We start from the raw sequence: 19040 nt of genomic DNA on the forward strand, positions 1-19040 counted from the left end.
TTTATATTTTATATAAACAAATATTAAATTGAAAAAAGACTTCTTCACATATCAAGCTCAAACAACTCCTTTTCCGTTAGCTATGGAAGTTTCTCATGCAAGTGGAAGCTACATATATGACACCAAAGGAAATGCGCATTTGGATTTTGTGGCAGGGGGTTTGCCGGCATGTAGTCTAGGACACTGTCATCCTAATGTAGTGAAAGCCATAAAAAGTCAAGTAGATCAATACTTACATGTTATGGTTTATGGTGAATACATTCAGCAACCTGCTGTGGAGTTAACTAAACTAATTGCCAAACATTTACCAAACCCTTTAAATAAAACATACTTAACTAACTCAGGTACCGAAGCCATAGAGGGATCACTCAAGTTAGCTCGAAGAGTCACAGGGCGTAGTGAAATTATAGCTGCTAATAAAGCCTACCATGGCAATACCATGGGATCATTAAGTGTTATGGGGTACGAAGAGCGCAAACAAGCTTTTAGACCTTTAATCCCCGATATTCAATTTATTGAATTTAATAACGAGTTAGATTTAGAAAAAATAACCCGTAAAACAGCTGGAGTAATATTAGAAACTATTCAAGGTGGTGCTGGATTTATACAGCCTATAAACGACTACCTTACTAAGGTTAAAAAGCGTTGTGATGACGTTGGTGCCTTATTAATTTTAGATGAAATCCAACCAGGAATTGGTCGTACTGGAAAATTATTTGGTTTTGAAAATTACAATGTAATTCCTGATATTGTTGTCACTGGTAAAGGACTTGGAGGTGGATTACCTGTAGGAGCATTCACTGCCTCGGAAGAACATATGGATTTACTAATGGATAATCCTATGCTTGGACATATAACCACTTTTGGAGGTAACCCCGTAATAGCTGCTTCATGTTTGGCCACACTACAAACAGTCACATCATCGGACATAATGCCCAACACACTAATAAAGGAACAATTATTTAGAAGCTTACTCGTACATCCATTAATTAAAGAAGTAAGAGGCATTGGTTTAATGCTAATAGCACTACTCCCCTCTCCCGAATTGGCTGTTGAGCTTGTGATGAAATGTAAAGAAAAAGGATTAATTCTTTTCTTTTTATTATTTGAAAAAAGAGCTATTCGTATAACACCTCCACTAACTATTAGCACAGATGAAATTAAAAAAGGATGTAATATAATTATTGAAACACTTAATGAATTAACTATGTAATGAGTATTAAAGCAGTTATAAATTAAGAAATTTGTTTTGTATAACTACGACTAAATAAAAGGATATTAGCAATTATTTAAACAGAAATTTCTAAAATAAATAAGCTGCAAATCATAAACTCGGTATTAAATTTGTTAATTACTATGTTAACAATACAATTGAACTTTTTTAAAAGGTATCAATATAGATTGTAAATTGATTTAATTAACGTTAATAGCGTTTTTTACAGAATGAGTCTACTAAAAAACAGGTTGTTTTACTGGTAAATTCATAGAATTAAAACCTTTTGAGAAGGTAAAAAAACTGTCATATGTATTTAAGCCATCACGACAATAATGATAATGTTGCATTAGATAAGTATGAAGCCATGCTTAAATCTAATAGAGTTATTTTCTTTGATTCTAATGAATTTGAAAACATCATTCATTTCTATTTGGATAATGGCAAACTAACTAATGCTAAAAAAGCAATAGCATTAGGCCTAACACAACACCCTTCATCAACTAATTTAAAACTACTAAATGTAGAAATTATGGTTTTTGAAGATGAGTTAGATAATGCAGAACGCCTGTTAAATCAACTTCAGGCGTTAGAACCCGAAAATGATGAAATTTTTATACAAAGAGCTTCAATTGTTTCTAAACGAAATAACCATGAAAAGGCTATTGAGTTACTACAAACAGCTTTAAAAATAACTCAAGACAAAGCAGATGTACATTCATTACTTGGTATGGAATACCTGTTCATGGATGAATTTGAAAATGCAAAAAATCAATTTATAGCATGTCTAAAAATTGATCCCGATGACTACTCGTCACTTTATAATAGTATCAATTGTTTTAACTTTTTGGAACAACCGGAAGAGGCTATCAATTTTTTAACAACATACTTGGACACCAACCCTTATTGCGAAATAGCTTGGCATCAATTAGGAAAGCAATATTGTGATATAAAAGAGTTGAAAAAAGCCTTAGCTGCTTTTGATTTTGCTATTATAAGTGATGATACTTTTGTTGGTGCTTATATTGAAAAAGGGAAAGTACTTGAAAAGTTAGGTCGCTATAATGATGCTATTGAAAATTATTCCATTACTCTGGAACTTGAAGACCCTACGTCATTTGCTCTGTTACATATTGGAAAAAGTTTTGAAAAACTTGGAGACCAAACTAATGCCCTGCATTATTATAAAAAAACAGTGAATGAGGATCCTTTACTGGATAAAGGTTGGATTGCAATTACTGATTTTTATAATGCTAAAAAAGACTACCAAAAAGCACTATATTATATTAATAAAGCTATAGAAATAGACTTTGAAAACATAGATTATTGGAAGCGTTATGCCAAAATAAATCTACGATTAGGCTATTTAGAAGAAGCTGAAAGAGGTTACAGAAAATCTCTTGAATTTGGTGATTATGAAATTAATACCTGGATACAACGCACTGATTTATTATTACAATTAGGTGAAATTGATGCTACTATTGTCTGTGTAAATCAAGCCCTAGAACTTTTTCCCGATAATAATGAATTATTTATTAGACTCGCGGGACTGTATTATAAAAAACAAGATTTAAACAAAGCAAATTTCTACTTAGAAACTGCCTTAAAATCTGATGCAGAGTATTTTGTGATTTTTGAAGAATTATTCCCAGAATATTTGAATTCTGCCGATGTTCAACACATTTATACGGGTTGTATTTAATAATTGATTATAGTTTAAATGAAAAAAAATCTATTAGTATTAATATTGATGCTAAACTATTTAGCCTTTGGTCAAAGCCAAGATAGTTTACCAGATTTTATTAAACGTTATAGATTAGATAATTCCAGAGCTGATTTAAAAGTATTTATTGGTGAAAAAATAGAATTAAAAAAGGATATAGCTAAGAATGACTTTGCCTTTGATGAAAAATATATTTCAAAATACAAAGTTTTAAAAACGATATACGGTGAAATTAAAGTAGACACTATTGTATTTACTGCTTTTGATCATTATGGTAAACCTGCATTTTCTAAATTTAAACACGTCATACTTTACCTAAAAAAAATAGATAATAAGTACATACATTGTAAATACCTATATAATCCTGTCTTTAAAACCATAAATGATAGTTGGGCTGGCCCATATCCGACTCGTGATTATAGAAAAAGAAATAAAATTAGCTCTAAAATAAAACCAGAAATAATAGAATTTAAAGATGAGATAGTTATAGATTTTGGAGATTATCCTTTAAAAGAAGCCAGAATTGATTTCCCATCACCGTATTATCAAATAAATGAATCTAAAGCTAAAGTAATTTATGGGAATTATGCCAATGACTTATTTCTACTTAAAAAAGAAGGAATCCTAAAAACTAGAGGGTATTTTTAAAAATAAAGTACTGCTTATATTCAATAGTCCTAAATCACTTGTAAATCTCATATTAAAAAATAGTTCATTTGAATTCTTTAAAAATAAAAAGCCTATTTATTTATCCCTTAAAATCTTGTGGAGGAACGGATGTTATTCAAATATCCGTTGACAATAATGGATTAAAATATGACCGCAATTTTGCTGTTATCAATAAGAATAATACCATAATTACAGCTCGAGAATATCCCAAGCTTTTAAAAATAGAAACATTATTAAAAAAGTCTAAACTAAGTATTCATTTGGAAAATGAAACTTTCCAAATTGATCACAACCTATTTTCCGATCAAATCATAACAGTACAGTTATTTAATGAAATAGTTAAGGCTGAAAGTAGTGAGCACTATATTAACAATCAGCTTTCCGAATATTTAGGAGAACAATGCAAACTAGTGAAATTTTCCACTATTGAAAATAGCATAAAAAATAAAGCTTTTAATGATGTTTCTCCTATACATTTAATTTCAGAAGCTTCATTAAATGATTTAAATAACAAACTAAAAAATCCATTTACAGCTCACTCTTTTAGACCCAACATAGTCATTTCTGGTGGTGAAGCCTATGAGGAAGAATCATGGAAAACACTAAAAATAGGAACTTGTAAATTTAAAGTCGTTTCCAAAACTGCGCGTTGTTCAATGATTACTATTGATCCTAAATCATTACAAAAAAATAAAAATCAAGAGCCTTTAAGAACCTTAGCCACTTATAAAAAAGAAGATAAATCGGTTAATTTTGGTATTTACCTTGAACCCATTAATTTTGGTGATTTTTCAATAGATGATAAAATTGAAATAACCTCCGAGACAGCTATTTTTAGTTAAAAAGCATTATAAATCTTGAGCATTTGCAATCATTTCAGCAATATCCAAAACTTCAACAATTCCTTCTTTTTCTTTACTTTTTACACCATCCGTCATCATGGTATTACAAAATGGACAACCGGCAGCAATTATATCTGGTTTAACTTCTAAAGCTTGATTGGTGCGTTCAATATTAATATCCTCTTCTCCTTTTTCGGGTTCTTTAAACATTTGGGCCCCACCTGCCCCACAACATAATCCATTACGCTTGCTCTTTTTCATTTCAACCAGCGCAATTTCTAGCTTTTTAAGTAATTCTCGGGGGGCTTCATAAACATTATTAGCCCTACCCAAATAACAAGGATCGTGAAAAGTTATTCGTTTTCCTTTAAACTTACCTCCCGCTACCCTTAAACGATCTTCATCTAGTAATGATTTTAAAAATTGAGTATGGTGTACTACCTCATAATTCCCTCCTAAATTAGGGTATTCATTTTTTAAAGTATTAAAACAATGAGGACAGGCAGTAACTATCTTTTTTACTTGATAGGCATTTAACAGCTCAATATTAGCTAGGGCTTGCATTTGAAATAAAAACTCATTTCCAGCTCTTTTAGCCGGATCTCCTGTACAACTTTCTTCGGCACCTAAAACAGCAAAATCAACTCTTGCATTATGAAGTAGCTTCACGAAAGCTTTAGTAATTTTTTTAGCTCGGTCGTCAAAACTACCCGCACAGCCAACCCAAAATAACACTTCTGGTAATTTACCATCAGCCATATATTGAGCCATTGTAGGCACTTTTATTACTTCGCTCATAAGATTTTTTTTTTACAAACAACAAGTATTAGAAGACCATAACGGTTTATTTGAAACACTATAAATCACCATATTACCATCATCCTGTAAAACTAATTTAGCTCCTTCATTACCACTTGTATTTGAAGCCCATACTGCTCTATCAAAAATATCATAAATTACAAGGTTACCATCTAACTGCATAATGCAATTATAACCTTGGGACTTTTCTGAGAAAAAAGAATTAGTATTACTACTCCACATTCTTGGTTTTCCTGACTTATTATGGTACAAATTTAACTCTCCGTTTGACTCAAATATTAAAAAAAATCTACCATCATTAGATGCTCTAGTAAATCCACTCGCAGGTGTTTTGTCTATACATCTTGATGGAAATTTAAGAAATTCTCCAGGTTCAAGACTATTTGATATTACTGATGTAGATAATATTTGCTTTAAATTTCTTTTTTCTGATGAAAAGTTAACTGAGTATCCTCTACTTTATAATTCAGAACTTTAGTCTTATTTAATACTTCGCTTTCTCCTATCCTTTCTTTCGAACATGATAACAATAAAACTATAGTTAAAAAACTTAAACATACATTTTTCATAATTTAATTTTAGATTAGGCTAATATTTTTATATTAATTAACTTTTTTTAACAGAATATAATAATTTCATCTAAATTATTTTTATTCAAGTTCAATCAAATTATCAATATATTTATCATGATAGCCTAATAGGTAAAGTACTCCATCTAAACCAATACTTGATATAGAACTCTGCGCATTATCTTTTACTTTAGGTTTCGCGTGAAATGCAATTCCTAAACCTGCTAAATTTAACATAGGTAAATCATTGGCGCCATCACCTACTGCAATAGTTTGATCAATAGCAATGCCTTCTTTTTTCGCAATTTCTTTTAAAAATTCGGCCTTTTTATTTCCATCAACTATCTCTCCTATATAGCCTCCTGTTAAGGCACCATCTTTAATTTCTAATTGATTTGCATGTACATAATCAATGCCTAGTTCTTTTTGTAAATAATGTCCAAAATAAGTAAAACCACCAGATAAAATAGCTGTTTTATAACCATAGCTTTTTAACGTATCTATCAATCTTCGAGCTCCTTTGGTAATTGGTAAATTGACAGCTACATTTTGAAGCACTTCTTCGCTTAAGCCTTTTAACAAAGACATACGCCTTTTAAAACTTTCATTAAAATCTATTTCACCTTGCATAGCAGATTCTGTAATAGCTTTTACTTGCGCACCTACTCCTGCTAACTCAGCTAATTCATCTATTACCTCGGTTTGAATTAGGGTAGAATCCATATCAAAACAAACTAAACGTCTATTTCTTCTGTATATATTATCTTCTTGAAAAGCAATATCTACATCCAAATCTCGGGAGATTTGCATGAATTTTTCCGTAAACTCTGTTTTATCTTCAATTTTACCTCTTATAGACAATTGTATTGACGATCTAGGATATTCATCTTCTTTAACTAAAGATAACCTACCTGTCAATCTTTTGATAGAATCTATATTTAATTTTTTTTCTGAAACAACTTTTGTAACCGCAGATATTTGTTCTGCAGATAATTTTTCACCTAAAAGGGTAACAATATATCTGTCTTTGCCTTGTAAATCTACCCAATTTTCATAGTCACTAGAACTAATAGGCTTGAATTTAGCGGTTATTCCTAATTCATAAGCTCTAAAAAGTAAGTCTTTTAAAACTGCTGCAGATTTTTCCCCAGATTCAATCTCAAATAAAATACCTAAGGATAATGTATCATGTATATTCGCTTGTCCAATATCTAAAACTTTGGCATTGTATTGCGCCAATACATCTGTTAAAGCAGAGGTTAATCCCGGTTTATCTTGTCCCGAAATATTTAAAAGGAAAATTTCTTTACTCATAGTTAAAATTTGTACAGTCAACAGGTAACAATGATTATTCTTATTGACTTATAAAAATGCTCTCTTTTTATTAAAAAGAAAAAGTTACTTACTAAAATTATTATTGAAAATATAAAAAGACTATTTATTAGGAATTCGCAATCAATTCTGCAATATCTAATACTGAAACCTCAGTCTCTTTTTCTTTATTTTTAATCCCATCGGTTAACATCGTATTGCAATAAGGACATCCGGTAGCAATAATACTAGGACTCGTTTCTAAAGCATCTTCAGTTCTTAGAATGTTAATATCCATAGCTCCTTTTTCGGGCTCTTTAAACATTTGTGCTCCCCCAGCTCCGCAGCATAATGCGGTTTGCTTATTACGTTTCATTTCTACAATAGTAGCTTTGGTATTAGCCAGCACATTTCTAGGAGCATCGTATTCATTATTTGATCTACCTAAATAGCAAGGGTCATGAAACGTAATTCGTTTTCCTTTGTACGTATTTCCATCGACTTTTAAACGTCCCGATTTTATAAGCTCATCTATAAATTGTGTATGGTGTAATACCTCATATTTACCGCCTAAACTTGGATATTCATTTTTTAAACAATTAAAAGAATGTGGATCACAAGTTACTATTCGCTTTACCCCATAAGCATTCATTACTTCAATATTAGTAACTGCCTGCATTTGAAATAAGAATTCATTCCCAGCACGCTTAGCAATATCACCTGTACAACTTTCTTCTGTTCCAAGAACAGCAAAATCAACATTCGCTTTGTTTAAAATTTTAACGAATGCTCTAGTTATCTTTTTGGCTCGATCATCAAAACTTCCAGCGGAACCTACCCAAAATAATATTTCGGGTTGTTTCTCTGCTGCAAAACAATCTGCCATAATTGGCACTTTTAATTCTTCGCTCATAATAGTAGATGTTTAGTTAAGAGACTACTCCTTTACCCAATTTAAGCGATCCATTTGGTTGTAAGGCCATGGAGCGCCATTATTTTCTATATTGGACATCATGTTATTAAGTTCTGTTGGGGCTGCGCTTTCTTCCATTACAAGGTACCTACGCATTTCATTTATAATGGATAACGGATCAATGCTAACAGGACACGTTTCCACACATGCATTACAGGTAGTGCAAGCCCATAACTCTTCGGGAGTTATATAGTCACCTAATAATTGTTTGCCATCATCTTTAAATTCTCCATTATTGGCATCAATATTTTTACCTACTTCTTCCAACCTATCCCTGGTATCCATCATAATTTTACGTGGAGATAGCTTTTTACCTGTTAAGTTTGCTGGGCACTCACTAGTACAACGACCACACTCGGTACATGTATATGAATTCATTAATTGTACCCAATTTAAATCCATTACATCCGATGCACCAAATTTAGCCACTTCTTCAGTTTCTGTTGTTGGATCGGGTGCCGCAAAAGGATCTGCATCTGGATCCATCATTAATTTTACTTCATTAGTTACCGACTCTAAATTTGTAAACTGTCCATTAGGGGTAAGTTTAGCAAAATAAGTATTGGGAAAAGCTAATAAAATATGTAGATGTTTAGAAAAATATAAATAATTTAAAAATATTAAAATACCAGCGATATGTAACCACCAAGCACTGCGTTCAACAATGATTAGTGCGCTTTCGGAAAGGCTATCAATAAGTGGCATAATCATCCAACTACTTACAGGGAAAGCTCCAGCCTTAACATAATGAGCCGCATCCAACAATTGAAGCTTATAATCCGCTGCATTCATAGTTAAAAACAACAGCATCAATACTACTTCAAAATATAAAATATTGTTTCCATCAGATTTTGGCCAACCCGTCATTTCAGCACTAAGGAAACGCTTAATTTTAATAACATTTCTTCGAATCCAAAATGCTACAATAGCCACTAAAACTAACAAGGCTAAAATTTCAAAACTTCCAATAAGGATGTTATACACTTTTCCTAAAGGAGCGAAAATACGATGTGTTCCAAATAAACCATCAATAATAATTTCTAAGACCTCAATATTAATAATTAGAAAACCAACATATACTACAATATGCAAAAGACCTGCTATGGGTCTTCGAACCATTTTGGTTTGACCCAATGCTATTTTAGCCATATTTTTTAAACGAACATTCTTTTGGTCTGTCCGATCAACATCTAATCCTAAATTTATGTTTCTGATAAGTTTACGAATATTCATCGTAAAGTAACCAACTCCACCAGCTAAAAGCAACAAAAAAAGTATATTGGGTATGTATTGCATAAACATTAATTTTTTATTGTAATGAATCGTTAGGCTTACTGTAATCTTTATTCTTTTTTCCAAAAACAGAAAAATGAACATAACGCTTAGGGTTAAGTTTCATATCCTGTAACAACATGTCTAATTGACGAGTAGCCTTATCTAAATTATTATAAACATTATCATCGTTTAAAAACTTACCTGCACTACCCTTTCCCGATTTTAAACTAGCTGCTATATCCGAAAATGTAGTTACCGAAGCATCAAGTTTAGTAATCAAATCATCCACAGGAGCTTTTGATAATTTAGTTGATAATGATTTTATACCTGCAGAAGCTTCATTAAAGTTAGTAATTGTTTGCGACAATTTAAGTTGATTATCAGATATTAATGTTTGTGCTGTACCCGTAGTGTACTTTAACGATTGTAATGATGAAGATAAATCCTTTAAGGATTTACTGATAACCGTCGTATTTTCTTCATCTAAAACTTTATTTAATGAACCTATTAAAATATCTGTTTTAGTTAAAACGGTTTCAATTTTGGATTGTAATGGCGACAATTGACTTGTTAAGGAGTCAATCATACCTAATTCTTTGTTGGATTTTAAAAAATCTTTATCTTTTGCAAAAACACTAGGATTTTTTTCGGGCACAATAGCCAATCCGTTTCCGGCTACAAAGCCCATGCTATAAATTTTAGCTTCGCTATTTTTGCCAAATTCAAAATTATTAGCAACGCTAAAAGTTACTTTTAACTTACCATTCGCATCTGCAAACTCAATCTTTAGTACTTTTCCTACTTTAAATCCATTTATAGTTACAGGAGAAGATGTTGAAAGTCCTTCAACATTATCGTACATCGCATAAAATACCCGATCGTTTCTTAATAAGTTTTTCCCACTTAAAAAACTATATCCAAAAATTAATAAAGCAATGGCAGAAAGTACTAATATTGATGCTTTAACTTCTTTTGTAATCTTCAAAATTGATGTTTGTTTTATAAATTCAAATTTAACAAATTAAATGGGACTTCATGTTAAACTAAGCACATGTCGTATCTAATTTTTAATGAATCCAATTTATTATGCAAACATATCAAAATGTTTGCCTTTTAAATCATATAAGTATAGAAATAACAATTAAGCGTTTATTCATAATATAAATTTTGAATAATCAATACTAATTTTAAAACTCTATAGCTTCCGATAATGGAATTTTCTTTTTGTTTTTAAAGGCGACTATAAAACACGATGAAAATCCTTTTTTAACAGCTGACTGTTTTACTATTTTTATATCATCATATGATTTTTCCACACCATAATAATATTTATAAACTCCGTCACTTTCCTCAAAATAAACACCATCTAGGCCTTTAAAATTGGCTGGAGCAGTATCCAATTTGCTAGAACCTGCGGCTAATTGTATTCTAAATTCAATAATTGAATCCTTATTAGTTTCTTTTGCTATGATCTGCGGACTAGCTTTGGTACTATCTTTTTTTATTGTTTCAGTATTCTTTTCAGTAGACTGCTCTTTTTCTTTGTTCATCGTAATCGAAGGTTTTTCGACTGCACTATAAGATTCTACCACAGTATTTTGATAGTTCTTGATCGCTTTTGCTATTGACAAAGCCATTTGCTGCTTTCCATTATTGGAATTTAAATACTTTCCTTCATTTTTGTTGGTTAAAAAACCCGTTTCGATAAGTACACTTGGCATAAAAGTTCGGTGCAATACCAAAAATCCTGCTTGCTTTACCCCTCTATCAAATCTTTTTAATTGTTTTGTAAAATTTTGTTGAACAAAACTTGCTAAGTTTAAGCTTTGCTCTAAATATTCTTCCTGCATTAAAGTCAGCCCAATAACCGATTCTGGTGAATTAGGATCAAAACCATCATAATCTTGTTCATAATTATCCTCCAATAATATTACAGCATTCTCTTTTTTGGCAATATTAAAGTTACGTTCATTAGCATGTAGTCCCAAAACAAAGGTTTCAGTTCCATAGGCATTACTATTGTGTGCATTACAATGTATTGATACAAATAAATCTGCTTTTGCTTTATTTGCTATATCCGCACGTTTACTTAATGGGATAAATACATCTGTTTTTCGCGTGTAAATCACTTTTATATTAGGCGATTTGTTTAATATATCACCAATTTTTAATATGATGTCTAAGGCAATATTTTTTTCAAAATAGCCATTACCTCTATTTCCCGAATCATGTCCTCCGTGACCTGCATCTAAAACAACAACAAAAGGTTTATTATCCTTAACGGGAATGGCACTTGTAAAAATAGCAGTGGATAAAACCGCTAATAAAGTGACATATAAATAATGTATTTTAATCATAGATAATTTAAATTTACTAAAAGCGTTACTATATATTTTACTTTTCGTCACACATTATTCAGTTTTGCGTCCATTGAGTACAATTAAACCAAAAATAAAATAAAAAAGGAAATCACTTTTTTAATACAATAACAATACCAAGCTGAAAAATAAATGTAATTTAGCTCGCTGAAGTAACATGTTATTTCTTGCTACAAAAATAAGTTTATAAGATTTGCAAACAACATTGCGCTATATATTTTTTTTAATCCTTTTGTGGTGTAGTATGCCTACTACTTTTGCACAGTCAAAACCATCTACAGAAAACCAAAAGGAAGTTAAAAAAGGAGTCACCGACACCTTAAAGAACCCCGTTGAACTCAATCTTACTGAGCAAGACTCCATATTAAATGATAGTTTAAAAAAGAAATCATTTTTGCAAGGCAATGTGGTATACAGTGCAAAAAACTATATGCGCTTAAATCGTAGAAATAATAAAATGTATTTATACGATGATGCTAAAATAAAATATACCGACATGGATATTGAATCGGGGAGCATCATTATACACCAAAGTAAAAAAGAAGTATATGCCAAAGGTATTGTTGATACTGCTGATGCTTATACACAGACTCCTATTTTTACTCAAGGACAAAATGTTGTTGAACCAGATACTATTCGTTTTAATTTTGACACTAAAAAAGCCCTAATTTATAATTCCAAAACCAGTCAAAGTGGTTTTAATATTATTAATGAAGTTTCTAAACGTGAAAATGATTCGGTAGTTTACATGAAAAATGTGCGTTTTACCACTTCAAAAAATCTAGATGATCCTGAATATTACTTCTACGCTCGACGTATAAAATTTGTTCCTAAAAAGAAAATTGTATCGGGACTTGTTAATATGTATATCGCCGATGTTCCCACTCCACTTGGACTACCATTTGGTTATTTCCCCATGAAGGAAGAAGCGGTATCTGGTTTTATAATACCCAGTTTTAATGACAGTAATGACAGGGGATTTACCTTGCAAAATGGTGGATATTATTTTGCCATAAGTGATTATATGAATTTAACCCTTGTTGGTGATTATTCAACAAACAATAGCTTTGCCATACGTGCTGATTCTGATTATGCCAAAAGATATCGATTTACTGGTAATGTAAGTATTCGTTATGAAAACAATATTACAAGTGAGCGTGGTTTTTCTGATTTTTCCAAAGCAACCAATTATAATATTAGATGGTCACATACTCAAAGTCAAAAAGCAAGCCCTAATTCACGTTTTAGCGCAAATGTAAACTTTGGTAGTAGTCAATTTTTTAGACAATCACGAAATCTTACTAATGTTGCATCCAGTTTAAATACTGAATTAAACACAGGTATATCTTACAGTCGAACTATTCCAACTAACCCACAAATAAATTTTGATACAGCATTACGTATAAGGCAAAACACCAGTGATCAATCCATAAATATAACTACACCAATAAACATTAATGTAGCTCGAATTTATCCACTAGCTCCAAAAGTAGGGTCAAAAAAAGGAATTTTACAAAATATAAACCTACAACTAACCACTCAAGCAGAAAGTAGAATTAACACCGATGATGATAATTTTTTAAAATCACAAATGTTTAGAGATGCTGATATTGGTGTTCGTCATAATATTCCTTTAAGTACTAATTTTAAAATTTTAAAACACCTAAGCGCTTCGGCAAGTACGACCTTTACGGAAAGTTGGGTTTTTGAAACCATACAACAAAGCTACCAACCCAATGATCCCAGAAGTAACCAGAATACAGGTGTATTAAATGATACAATTAAAGGATTTGATAGTTTTAGAACTTATAATTTTAGTACCAGCTTAGGTACTACTATATATGGTACTAAAGAATTTAAAAAGGATGCTAAAATAAAAGCAATTAGACATGTAGTCCGCCCAAATATAAGCTACAGCTATGGGCCTTCTTTTGATCAATTTTATGAAGAATATATTATTCCTGCAGATGCTACATTAAACAGAGAACAACGAATTGTTGAATATTCAAGATTTGCTGGAGGTTTTTATAGCCCACCGGGTAATAGAGAATCCAGTTCCATGAGTTTCTCCATAAATAACGTACTTGAAGCCAAAGTTACAGACAGAGATACAACAAAACTTGAGGCTAAAAAAATTAAAATATTAAACTCATTAAACTTTAGTAGTGGCTATGATTTTAGGGCCGATTCTTTAAATTTAAGACCTATTAGTGTTAGAGGAAGCATTCCTGTTGTTAAAAAATTGACATTAAACTTTGGGGGTACCTTAGATCCTTATGCATTAAATAGTAATAACCGAAGAATTAATCGTTGGAATATTGACAATGGAGGTAGTTTGCTTAGACTTACTAATGCCAATTTAAATTTTGGCTATTCTTTTTCTAGTAATGATTTTAAAAATAAAAAAGAAAAGGAGCCTGATCCCAACGATATAAATAATGAGACCTTTAGAAATGGTGGTCGACCAGACGATTTATTTGGAACACATACTGATTTTAGAGATGGTAGCCTTTTTGAAGATGAAACTGATGAAGAGAAAGCTGAAAAAACAGACGTAGCATTTTACAATTATAAAATGCCTTGGTCATTACGCTTATCCTACTCGGTGAATTATTCAAATAACGCTAGACAAGATCAGATTTCATCACAGTCGTTATCCTTTTCGGGTGATATCGAATTAGCCCCCCGATGGAAGGTCGGAGCTTCTTCGGGTTACGATATAGTAAATAAAGGATTTACATTCACAAACTTACGATTCCAACGAGATTTAGAAAGTTGGAGAATGAGTTTCAACTGGGTGCCATTTAGCACCATCACTTCTTGGAATTTCTATATTGGAATTTCCTCTTCGGTATTAAGTGATATTAAGTGGGATAAACGACGCCAACCAGATAGAAGATAGTATAATAAATACCATAAACATGAACATAACTGTTATTGGAGGAGGTAATATGGGATTAACCTATGCCCTTTCTATTCATAAAAATTTTGACAACGCTAGCATTTCCATTCTTGAAAAAGATGAACATAAAATAACTGAGTTAAAAAATACTACCCCTTTTTCCATTTATAATAAAGAAGCTGATTGTTTAGCTTCGGCCGATATAATATTGTTAGCCATTAAACCACAAGCTGCTGTACTGGTATTTGAAAAAATTGCTCAACTTGTCACGCCTGAAAAAATAATTATTTCGATAATGGCCGGTGTAACTATGGAAACTATTAAGGACGGATTACAAGCTCCAAAAATTGTACGTGCCATGCCTAACTTACCCGCCCAATTAGGTAAAGGAGTTACCGGATACATGATTTCCGAAAGTATCTCCGAAAATGAAGCCCTACAAATACAGCATATTTTAAGTGCTACTGGCAAAGCTATACGTGTTTATAAAGAAGATGATATTGATGCCATTACTGCATTATCTGGTAGTGGACCTGCTTATGTATTTTATTTTATGAATGCAATGATGGAACAAGCCAAAACATATGGTTTTTCGGAAAATGATGCAAAAGAGATTGTATTACATACTTTTTTAGGCACTTCTAATTTATTTGAAAATTCAGATGACAATGCCCAATTATGGATAGATAAAGTGACCTCAAAAGGAGGAACAACTCATGCTGCTCTTACTAGTTTTAAAAGTGATCATTTAGATAAAAAAATTCAAAAAGGAGTTAACGCCGCTTTTGAAAGAGCTAAAGAGTTAGCAAAAAGTTAAAAAAAGTGACCATTCAACACAACAAATGTAAGTTGTATTGAGTTTAATAATTTAAATTTTAACTAAACAATCTATATGGAAAAGACGGAGACCCCTAGCTCATCATCTAAAGTACAGAAAATTATAATTGGAGCATTAATTCTTTTAAGTATTGGTGCGCTGTATTTTGCCTTCTCTAACTATTCTCAATTAAAGGAAAACCAGCAGTTTTTTGAAACAGAAAAATCAGTTCGAATAGCAGAATTAAAATCTTTACAAAAAGAATATGATGATTTACAATTGAATGACTCAATTCATCAAGATGAAATTTTAGAAATTAATGAACGTTTAAAAATTGTATTAGATTCTGTTGAAGACTTAAAGGCCAATACAGCACTAGTAAATGATTTACAAAGGGTTAAACGTAATTTATTAGCTAAATTAAAACGTTTAAAACTAGAAAATAAAGAGTTAAAAGAAAAAAATGCCTTATTAGCTATTGAAAAGGACAGTATTTCTTCTGAACTGTCAAGTGCCTTAGTTGTTTATGATTCGGTTAATGAAATAAAGAAAAACCTTGAATTAGTAGTAGCTAAAGCTCAAAAATTATTTATTTCTAAAGTTGACTCTAAAGCAGTTAAAATAAAAGGCTCTAATAAAGTATCAACGGTAACTAAAGCTAAAAAGGCTTCAGGTTTAGAAGTTTGTTTTGACGTACAAGCTAACACAGTTGCTGAAGCTGGTGAAAAGAGTTTTTATATTCAAGTAGTATCACCATCAAAACAAGTCATTGGTGGACGTTATTACATGAATGAAGAAAACAATAGATCTATTAATTTTAGTAAAGTTGCAAAATTTCGCTACAAAAAGAAAGCTATGACAGTATGTGATTTTGTAGAACCTTTAGAAAATGAATCTTTTGAAAGCGGTAAGTATACCATAAATATATTTGATGGTATCAATTTAGTAAGTTCTACTGCTCTTAATTTAAAATAACTAAGCTTTTAATAGCTTGCTTGTAAATCCCATTTTTAATTAAATGGGATTTTTTTATTTTAATGACATCTGTATTTATCTAATACCATTTACCATTTGAAATTACTGTAATAAATCGCCCTTTTTTCCTTTCTAGTTAAACATAAAAAGAAACCCTAACTATATCTATGTCTATCTTTCTGTTTTGTATCAAGAAAAAAATTATCAATTTCTTATACAATACTTTCAAACGGCAAATGGTATAAACAAACTTATTGAGTAATTTCGCTCAAATCCATTTTAAATTTTTCTAATAAATCTTTTGAAAAATTATCAATTAATTTTTGTTCTTCGCTATTAACTCCATCATTGGCTTTTGCTACCTCTTCAAGTATATCAATTAAAAAATCAAACTCTGGATCGGGTCCATGTATTTTGCAGTAAGAAATTACTTTTTTATACAATTCATCAACAGTACTCCCCCTAGATACTTCATAATCAAAAGACCATTTAATATCTTCTCCCCAAGGATGATCACTTAATTTTTCTTCAATAACTTTCAATTCTTCAGGTTGGATTACACCATCAATCATTGCAATCACATAAATTAATTCACCAAAAGTCTCATATAATTTTCGAATATCCTTCATTTTCAAACTCTTTTACAACAAACAAAAACAACAAAATACTTACATTGACTAAACCAATTTATACCATAAAAACTTTTCAATATGATACTGAGATACACTAAATCATTACACTATACAGACAGAATATTATTAGTAATACAGTTATAAGCTACACAAAATACAAATAAAAGCATCTGGTTTACAATTGATTTATTACATACAAAATGACTTACACAATTAACTAGTATGAATTTCGTATACCTATGCAGATTCATTTTTTTACTAGTCTAAGACAAAAAATCAAGCATTACCTTAGGCTTCGGTTTCATTTTGTAAGCAAGAATCGTAGAAAAAGAAACTACATAGATGTAGAATTTTTGTTAGTAAATCATGTTATTTGATAATATCTATAAAAATAGCCAAAATTATCCATAAAAAAACCTGATACATATACTATATTTTTATGTATCAGGTTTTTAGAAAAAACTTATTTAATAAATTTACACTCCTGGTAAATCTCCTTCTTCATTTTTAGATGGCAAATCAGATTTCCCCATTAAGTAAATATCTACTTGTCTTGCGGCCTCTCTACCTTCGGAAATTGCCCAAACAATTAATGATTGTCCACGGCGCATATCACCTGCAGTAAATATATTAGGTACGTTAGTTTGATAATTACCGTAGTCCGCCTTGTAATTTGAACGTGCATCGGTTTCAATACCTAATTGTTCCGCTAAATAGTTTTCTGGCCCTGTAAAACCTAATGCCAGTAATGCTAAATCACATGGCCAAGTTTTTTCAGTTCCTTCAATTTCAATTAACTGAGGACGTTGACCTGGAACAATTTTCCATTCAACATTAACGGTTTTTAATGCCGTTAATTTTCCATCTTTATCCGTTACGAATTCCTTCGTATTAATTAACCAATTACGCTCTACCCCTTCTTTATGAGAAGATGATGTTTTAAGCTTTAATGGCCAGTAAGGCCATGGTGTACTTGCTGCTCTATCTCCTGGAGGCTTAGGCATAATTTCAAAATTAACTACCGATTTTGCTCCCTGTCTATTAGACGTACCCACACAGTCAGATCCTGTATCACCACCTCCAATAACAATAACATCCTTATCTGTAGCTAATACTTGATCTTTAACCTCTTTTCCAAACACAACTTTTGTTTGCTGTGTTAGGAAATCCATAGCTTGAACTACTCCATCGGCATCTATACCTGGTGTAGGTAATGAACGTCTTTGAGTAGCACCACCTGTTAATACAATGGCATCAAAGGCTTTTAATTCATCAACCGATACACTTTTACCAACATTAGCATTTACTTTAAAAGTAATCCCTTCTGCTTTTAAAATGGCAACACGACGATCAATAATCTCCTTTTCCATTTTAAAGTTTGGAATCCCGTAACGTAACAATCCTCCAACTTCATCATCCCTTTCAAAAACTGTCACTAGGTGACCAGCTCTGTTTAATTGCTGTGCCGTAGCTAATCCTGCAGGACCAGAACCCACAACAGCAACAGTTTTACCTGTACGTGTTTTAGGAGCTTGAGGCTTTATCCATCCTTCTTTAAAAGCACGTTCCACAATATTTTTTTCTATATTTTCAATAGAAATTGGATCTTCAATAATACCTAATACACATGCTTGCTCACATGGAGCAGGACATAAACGTCCTGTGAATTCAGGGAAATTATTTGTAGAATGTAATATTAATGAGGCTTTTTGCCATTCCCCTTGGTGCACCATGTGATTAAAGTCAGGAATTAAATTTCCTAACGGACAACCACTATGGCAAAAAGGAATACCACAATCCATACATCTCGATCCTTGAGTGGTAATTTCTTTCTCACTCAAAGGAATCGTAAATTCTTTATAATCTTGCAAACGCTCTTTTACAGGTTCGTAAGCTTCGTCTTTTCTTTCGAATTCTTTAAATCCAGTTACTTTTCCCATAA

The 19040-nt window shown here is 31.5% G+C and carries 16 protein-coding genes; 7 read left to right on the forward strand and 9 right to left on the reverse strand.

Features of this window, described 5'->3' with window-relative positions; translation table 11 throughout:
- Positions 1 to 28 precede the first annotated feature (28 nt).
- The 4 genes from KQA_RS0212565 (at position 29) to KQA_RS0212580 (ending at position 4447) form a co-directional block, all read left to right on the forward strand.
- Positions 29 to 1213 (forward strand): aspartate aminotransferase family protein, encoded by a 1185-nt coding sequence (locus tag KQA_RS0212565; protein ID WP_010181671.1) that lies wholly within the window; start codon positions 29 to 31, stop codon positions 1211 to 1213.
- A gap of 310 nt (positions 1214 to 1523) precedes the next feature.
- Positions 1524 to 2915, forward strand: a complete 1392-nt coding sequence (locus tag KQA_RS0212570) for a tetratricopeptide repeat protein (RefSeq protein WP_010181673.1) — start codon at positions 1524 to 1526, stop codon at positions 2913 to 2915.
- Between the two features lie 18 nt (positions 2916 to 2933).
- Positions 2934 to 3584, forward strand: coding sequence for a hypothetical protein (locus KQA_RS0212575; RefSeq protein ID WP_157366693.1), 651 nt, complete (start codon positions 2934 to 2936; stop codon positions 3582 to 3584).
- 68 nt (positions 3585 to 3652) lie between these two features.
- The gene (locus tag KQA_RS0212580) at positions 3653 to 4447 is read left to right on the forward strand and encodes an MOSC domain-containing protein (RefSeq protein WP_010181676.1); all 795 of its coding nucleotides are present in this window, start codon (positions 3653 to 3655) and stop codon (positions 4445 to 4447) included.
- Between the two features lie 6 nt (positions 4448 to 4453).
- On the opposite strand, the gene KQA_RS0212585 is transcribed toward KQA_RS0212580, so the two are convergent.
- From KQA_RS0212585 to KQA_RS0212620, 7 genes are all read right to left on the reverse strand, one after another.
- Positions 4454 to 5245 carry a (Fe-S)-binding protein gene (locus tag KQA_RS0212585; protein ID WP_010181678.1) on the reverse strand — a complete coding sequence of 264 codons (792 nt, stop codon included), beginning with the start codon at positions 5243 to 5245 and terminating at the stop codon, positions 4454 to 4456.
- Positions 5246 to 5257: 12 nt separating this feature from the next.
- The gene (locus KQA_RS20330; RefSeq protein ID WP_157366694.1) at positions 5258 to 5518 is read right to left on the reverse strand and encodes a hypothetical protein; all 261 of its coding nucleotides are present in this window, start codon (positions 5516 to 5518) and stop codon (positions 5258 to 5260) included.
- A gap of 398 nt (positions 5519 to 5916) precedes the next feature.
- Complete coding sequence (serB, locus tag KQA_RS0212600) at positions 5917 to 7149, reverse strand: phosphoserine phosphatase SerB (protein ID WP_010181682.1); 1233 nt, start codon at positions 7147 to 7149, stop codon at positions 5917 to 5919.
- Between the two features lie 127 nt (positions 7150 to 7276).
- A complete protein-coding gene (locus KQA_RS0212605; RefSeq protein WP_010181684.1) occupies positions 7277 to 8059 on the reverse strand; it encodes a (Fe-S)-binding protein in 783 nt (260 codons plus the stop codon).
- Positions 8060 to 8083: 24 nt separating this feature from the next.
- On the reverse strand, positions 8084 to 9415 hold the full coding sequence (locus KQA_RS0212610; protein ID WP_010181686.1) for a (Fe-S)-binding protein: 1332 nt from the start codon (positions 9413 to 9415) through the stop codon (positions 8084 to 8086).
- A 13-nt stretch (positions 9416 to 9428) separates the two neighbouring features.
- Positions 9429 to 10379 (reverse strand): MlaD family protein, encoded by a 951-nt coding sequence (locus KQA_RS0212615; protein WP_010181688.1) that lies wholly within the window; start codon positions 10377 to 10379, stop codon positions 9429 to 9431.
- Between the two features lie 202 nt (positions 10380 to 10581).
- Positions 10582 to 11751 (reverse strand): N-acetylmuramoyl-L-alanine amidase family protein, encoded by a 1170-nt coding sequence (locus KQA_RS0212620; protein ID WP_010181691.1) that lies wholly within the window; start codon positions 11749 to 11751, stop codon positions 10582 to 10584.
- Between the two features lie 265 nt (positions 11752 to 12016).
- Between KQA_RS0212620 and KQA_RS0212625 the strand changes: the two genes are divergently transcribed.
- The 3 genes from KQA_RS0212625 to KQA_RS0212635 all read left to right on the forward strand — a co-directional run bounded on the left by KQA_RS0212625 (position 12017) and on the right by KQA_RS0212635 (position 16466).
- Positions 12017 to 14674 carry a putative LPS assembly protein LptD gene (locus KQA_RS0212625; protein WP_010181692.1) on the forward strand — a complete coding sequence of 886 codons (2658 nt, stop codon included), beginning with the start codon at positions 12017 to 12019 and terminating at the stop codon, positions 14672 to 14674.
- Between the two features lie 19 nt (positions 14675 to 14693).
- Positions 14694 to 15491: a pyrroline-5-carboxylate reductase gene (gene proC, locus KQA_RS0212630; protein ID WP_010181694.1), complete on the forward strand. Its 798-nt coding sequence runs from the start codon at positions 14694 to 14696 to the stop codon at positions 15489 to 15491.
- A gap of 75 nt (positions 15492 to 15566) precedes the next feature.
- On the forward strand, positions 15567 to 16466 hold the full coding sequence (locus KQA_RS0212635; protein ID WP_010181696.1) for a hypothetical protein: 900 nt from the start codon (positions 15567 to 15569) through the stop codon (positions 16464 to 16466).
- 251 nt (positions 16467 to 16717) lie between these two features.
- Here the strand turns inward: KQA_RS0212635 and KQA_RS0212640 are convergent, their stop codons facing one another.
- Together KQA_RS0212640 and KQA_RS0212645 are read right to left on the reverse strand one after the other, a co-directional pair.
- The gene (locus KQA_RS0212640; protein ID WP_010181698.1) at positions 16718 to 17095 is read right to left on the reverse strand and encodes a tellurite resistance TerB family protein; all 378 of its coding nucleotides are present in this window, start codon (positions 17093 to 17095) and stop codon (positions 16718 to 16720) included.
- A gap of 479 nt (positions 17096 to 17574) precedes the next feature.
- Entirely contained in the window at positions 17575 to 19038 is a 1464-nt protein-coding gene (locus KQA_RS0212645; RefSeq protein WP_010181700.1) for a glutamate synthase subunit beta, read from the reverse strand.
- Between the last annotated feature and the right edge of the window lie 2 nt (positions 19039 to 19040).

This window comes from Aquimarina agarilytica ZC1, assembly GCF_000255455.1.
Taxonomy (GTDB): domain Bacteria; phylum Bacteroidota; class Bacteroidia; order Flavobacteriales; family Flavobacteriaceae; genus Aquimarina; species Aquimarina agarilytica.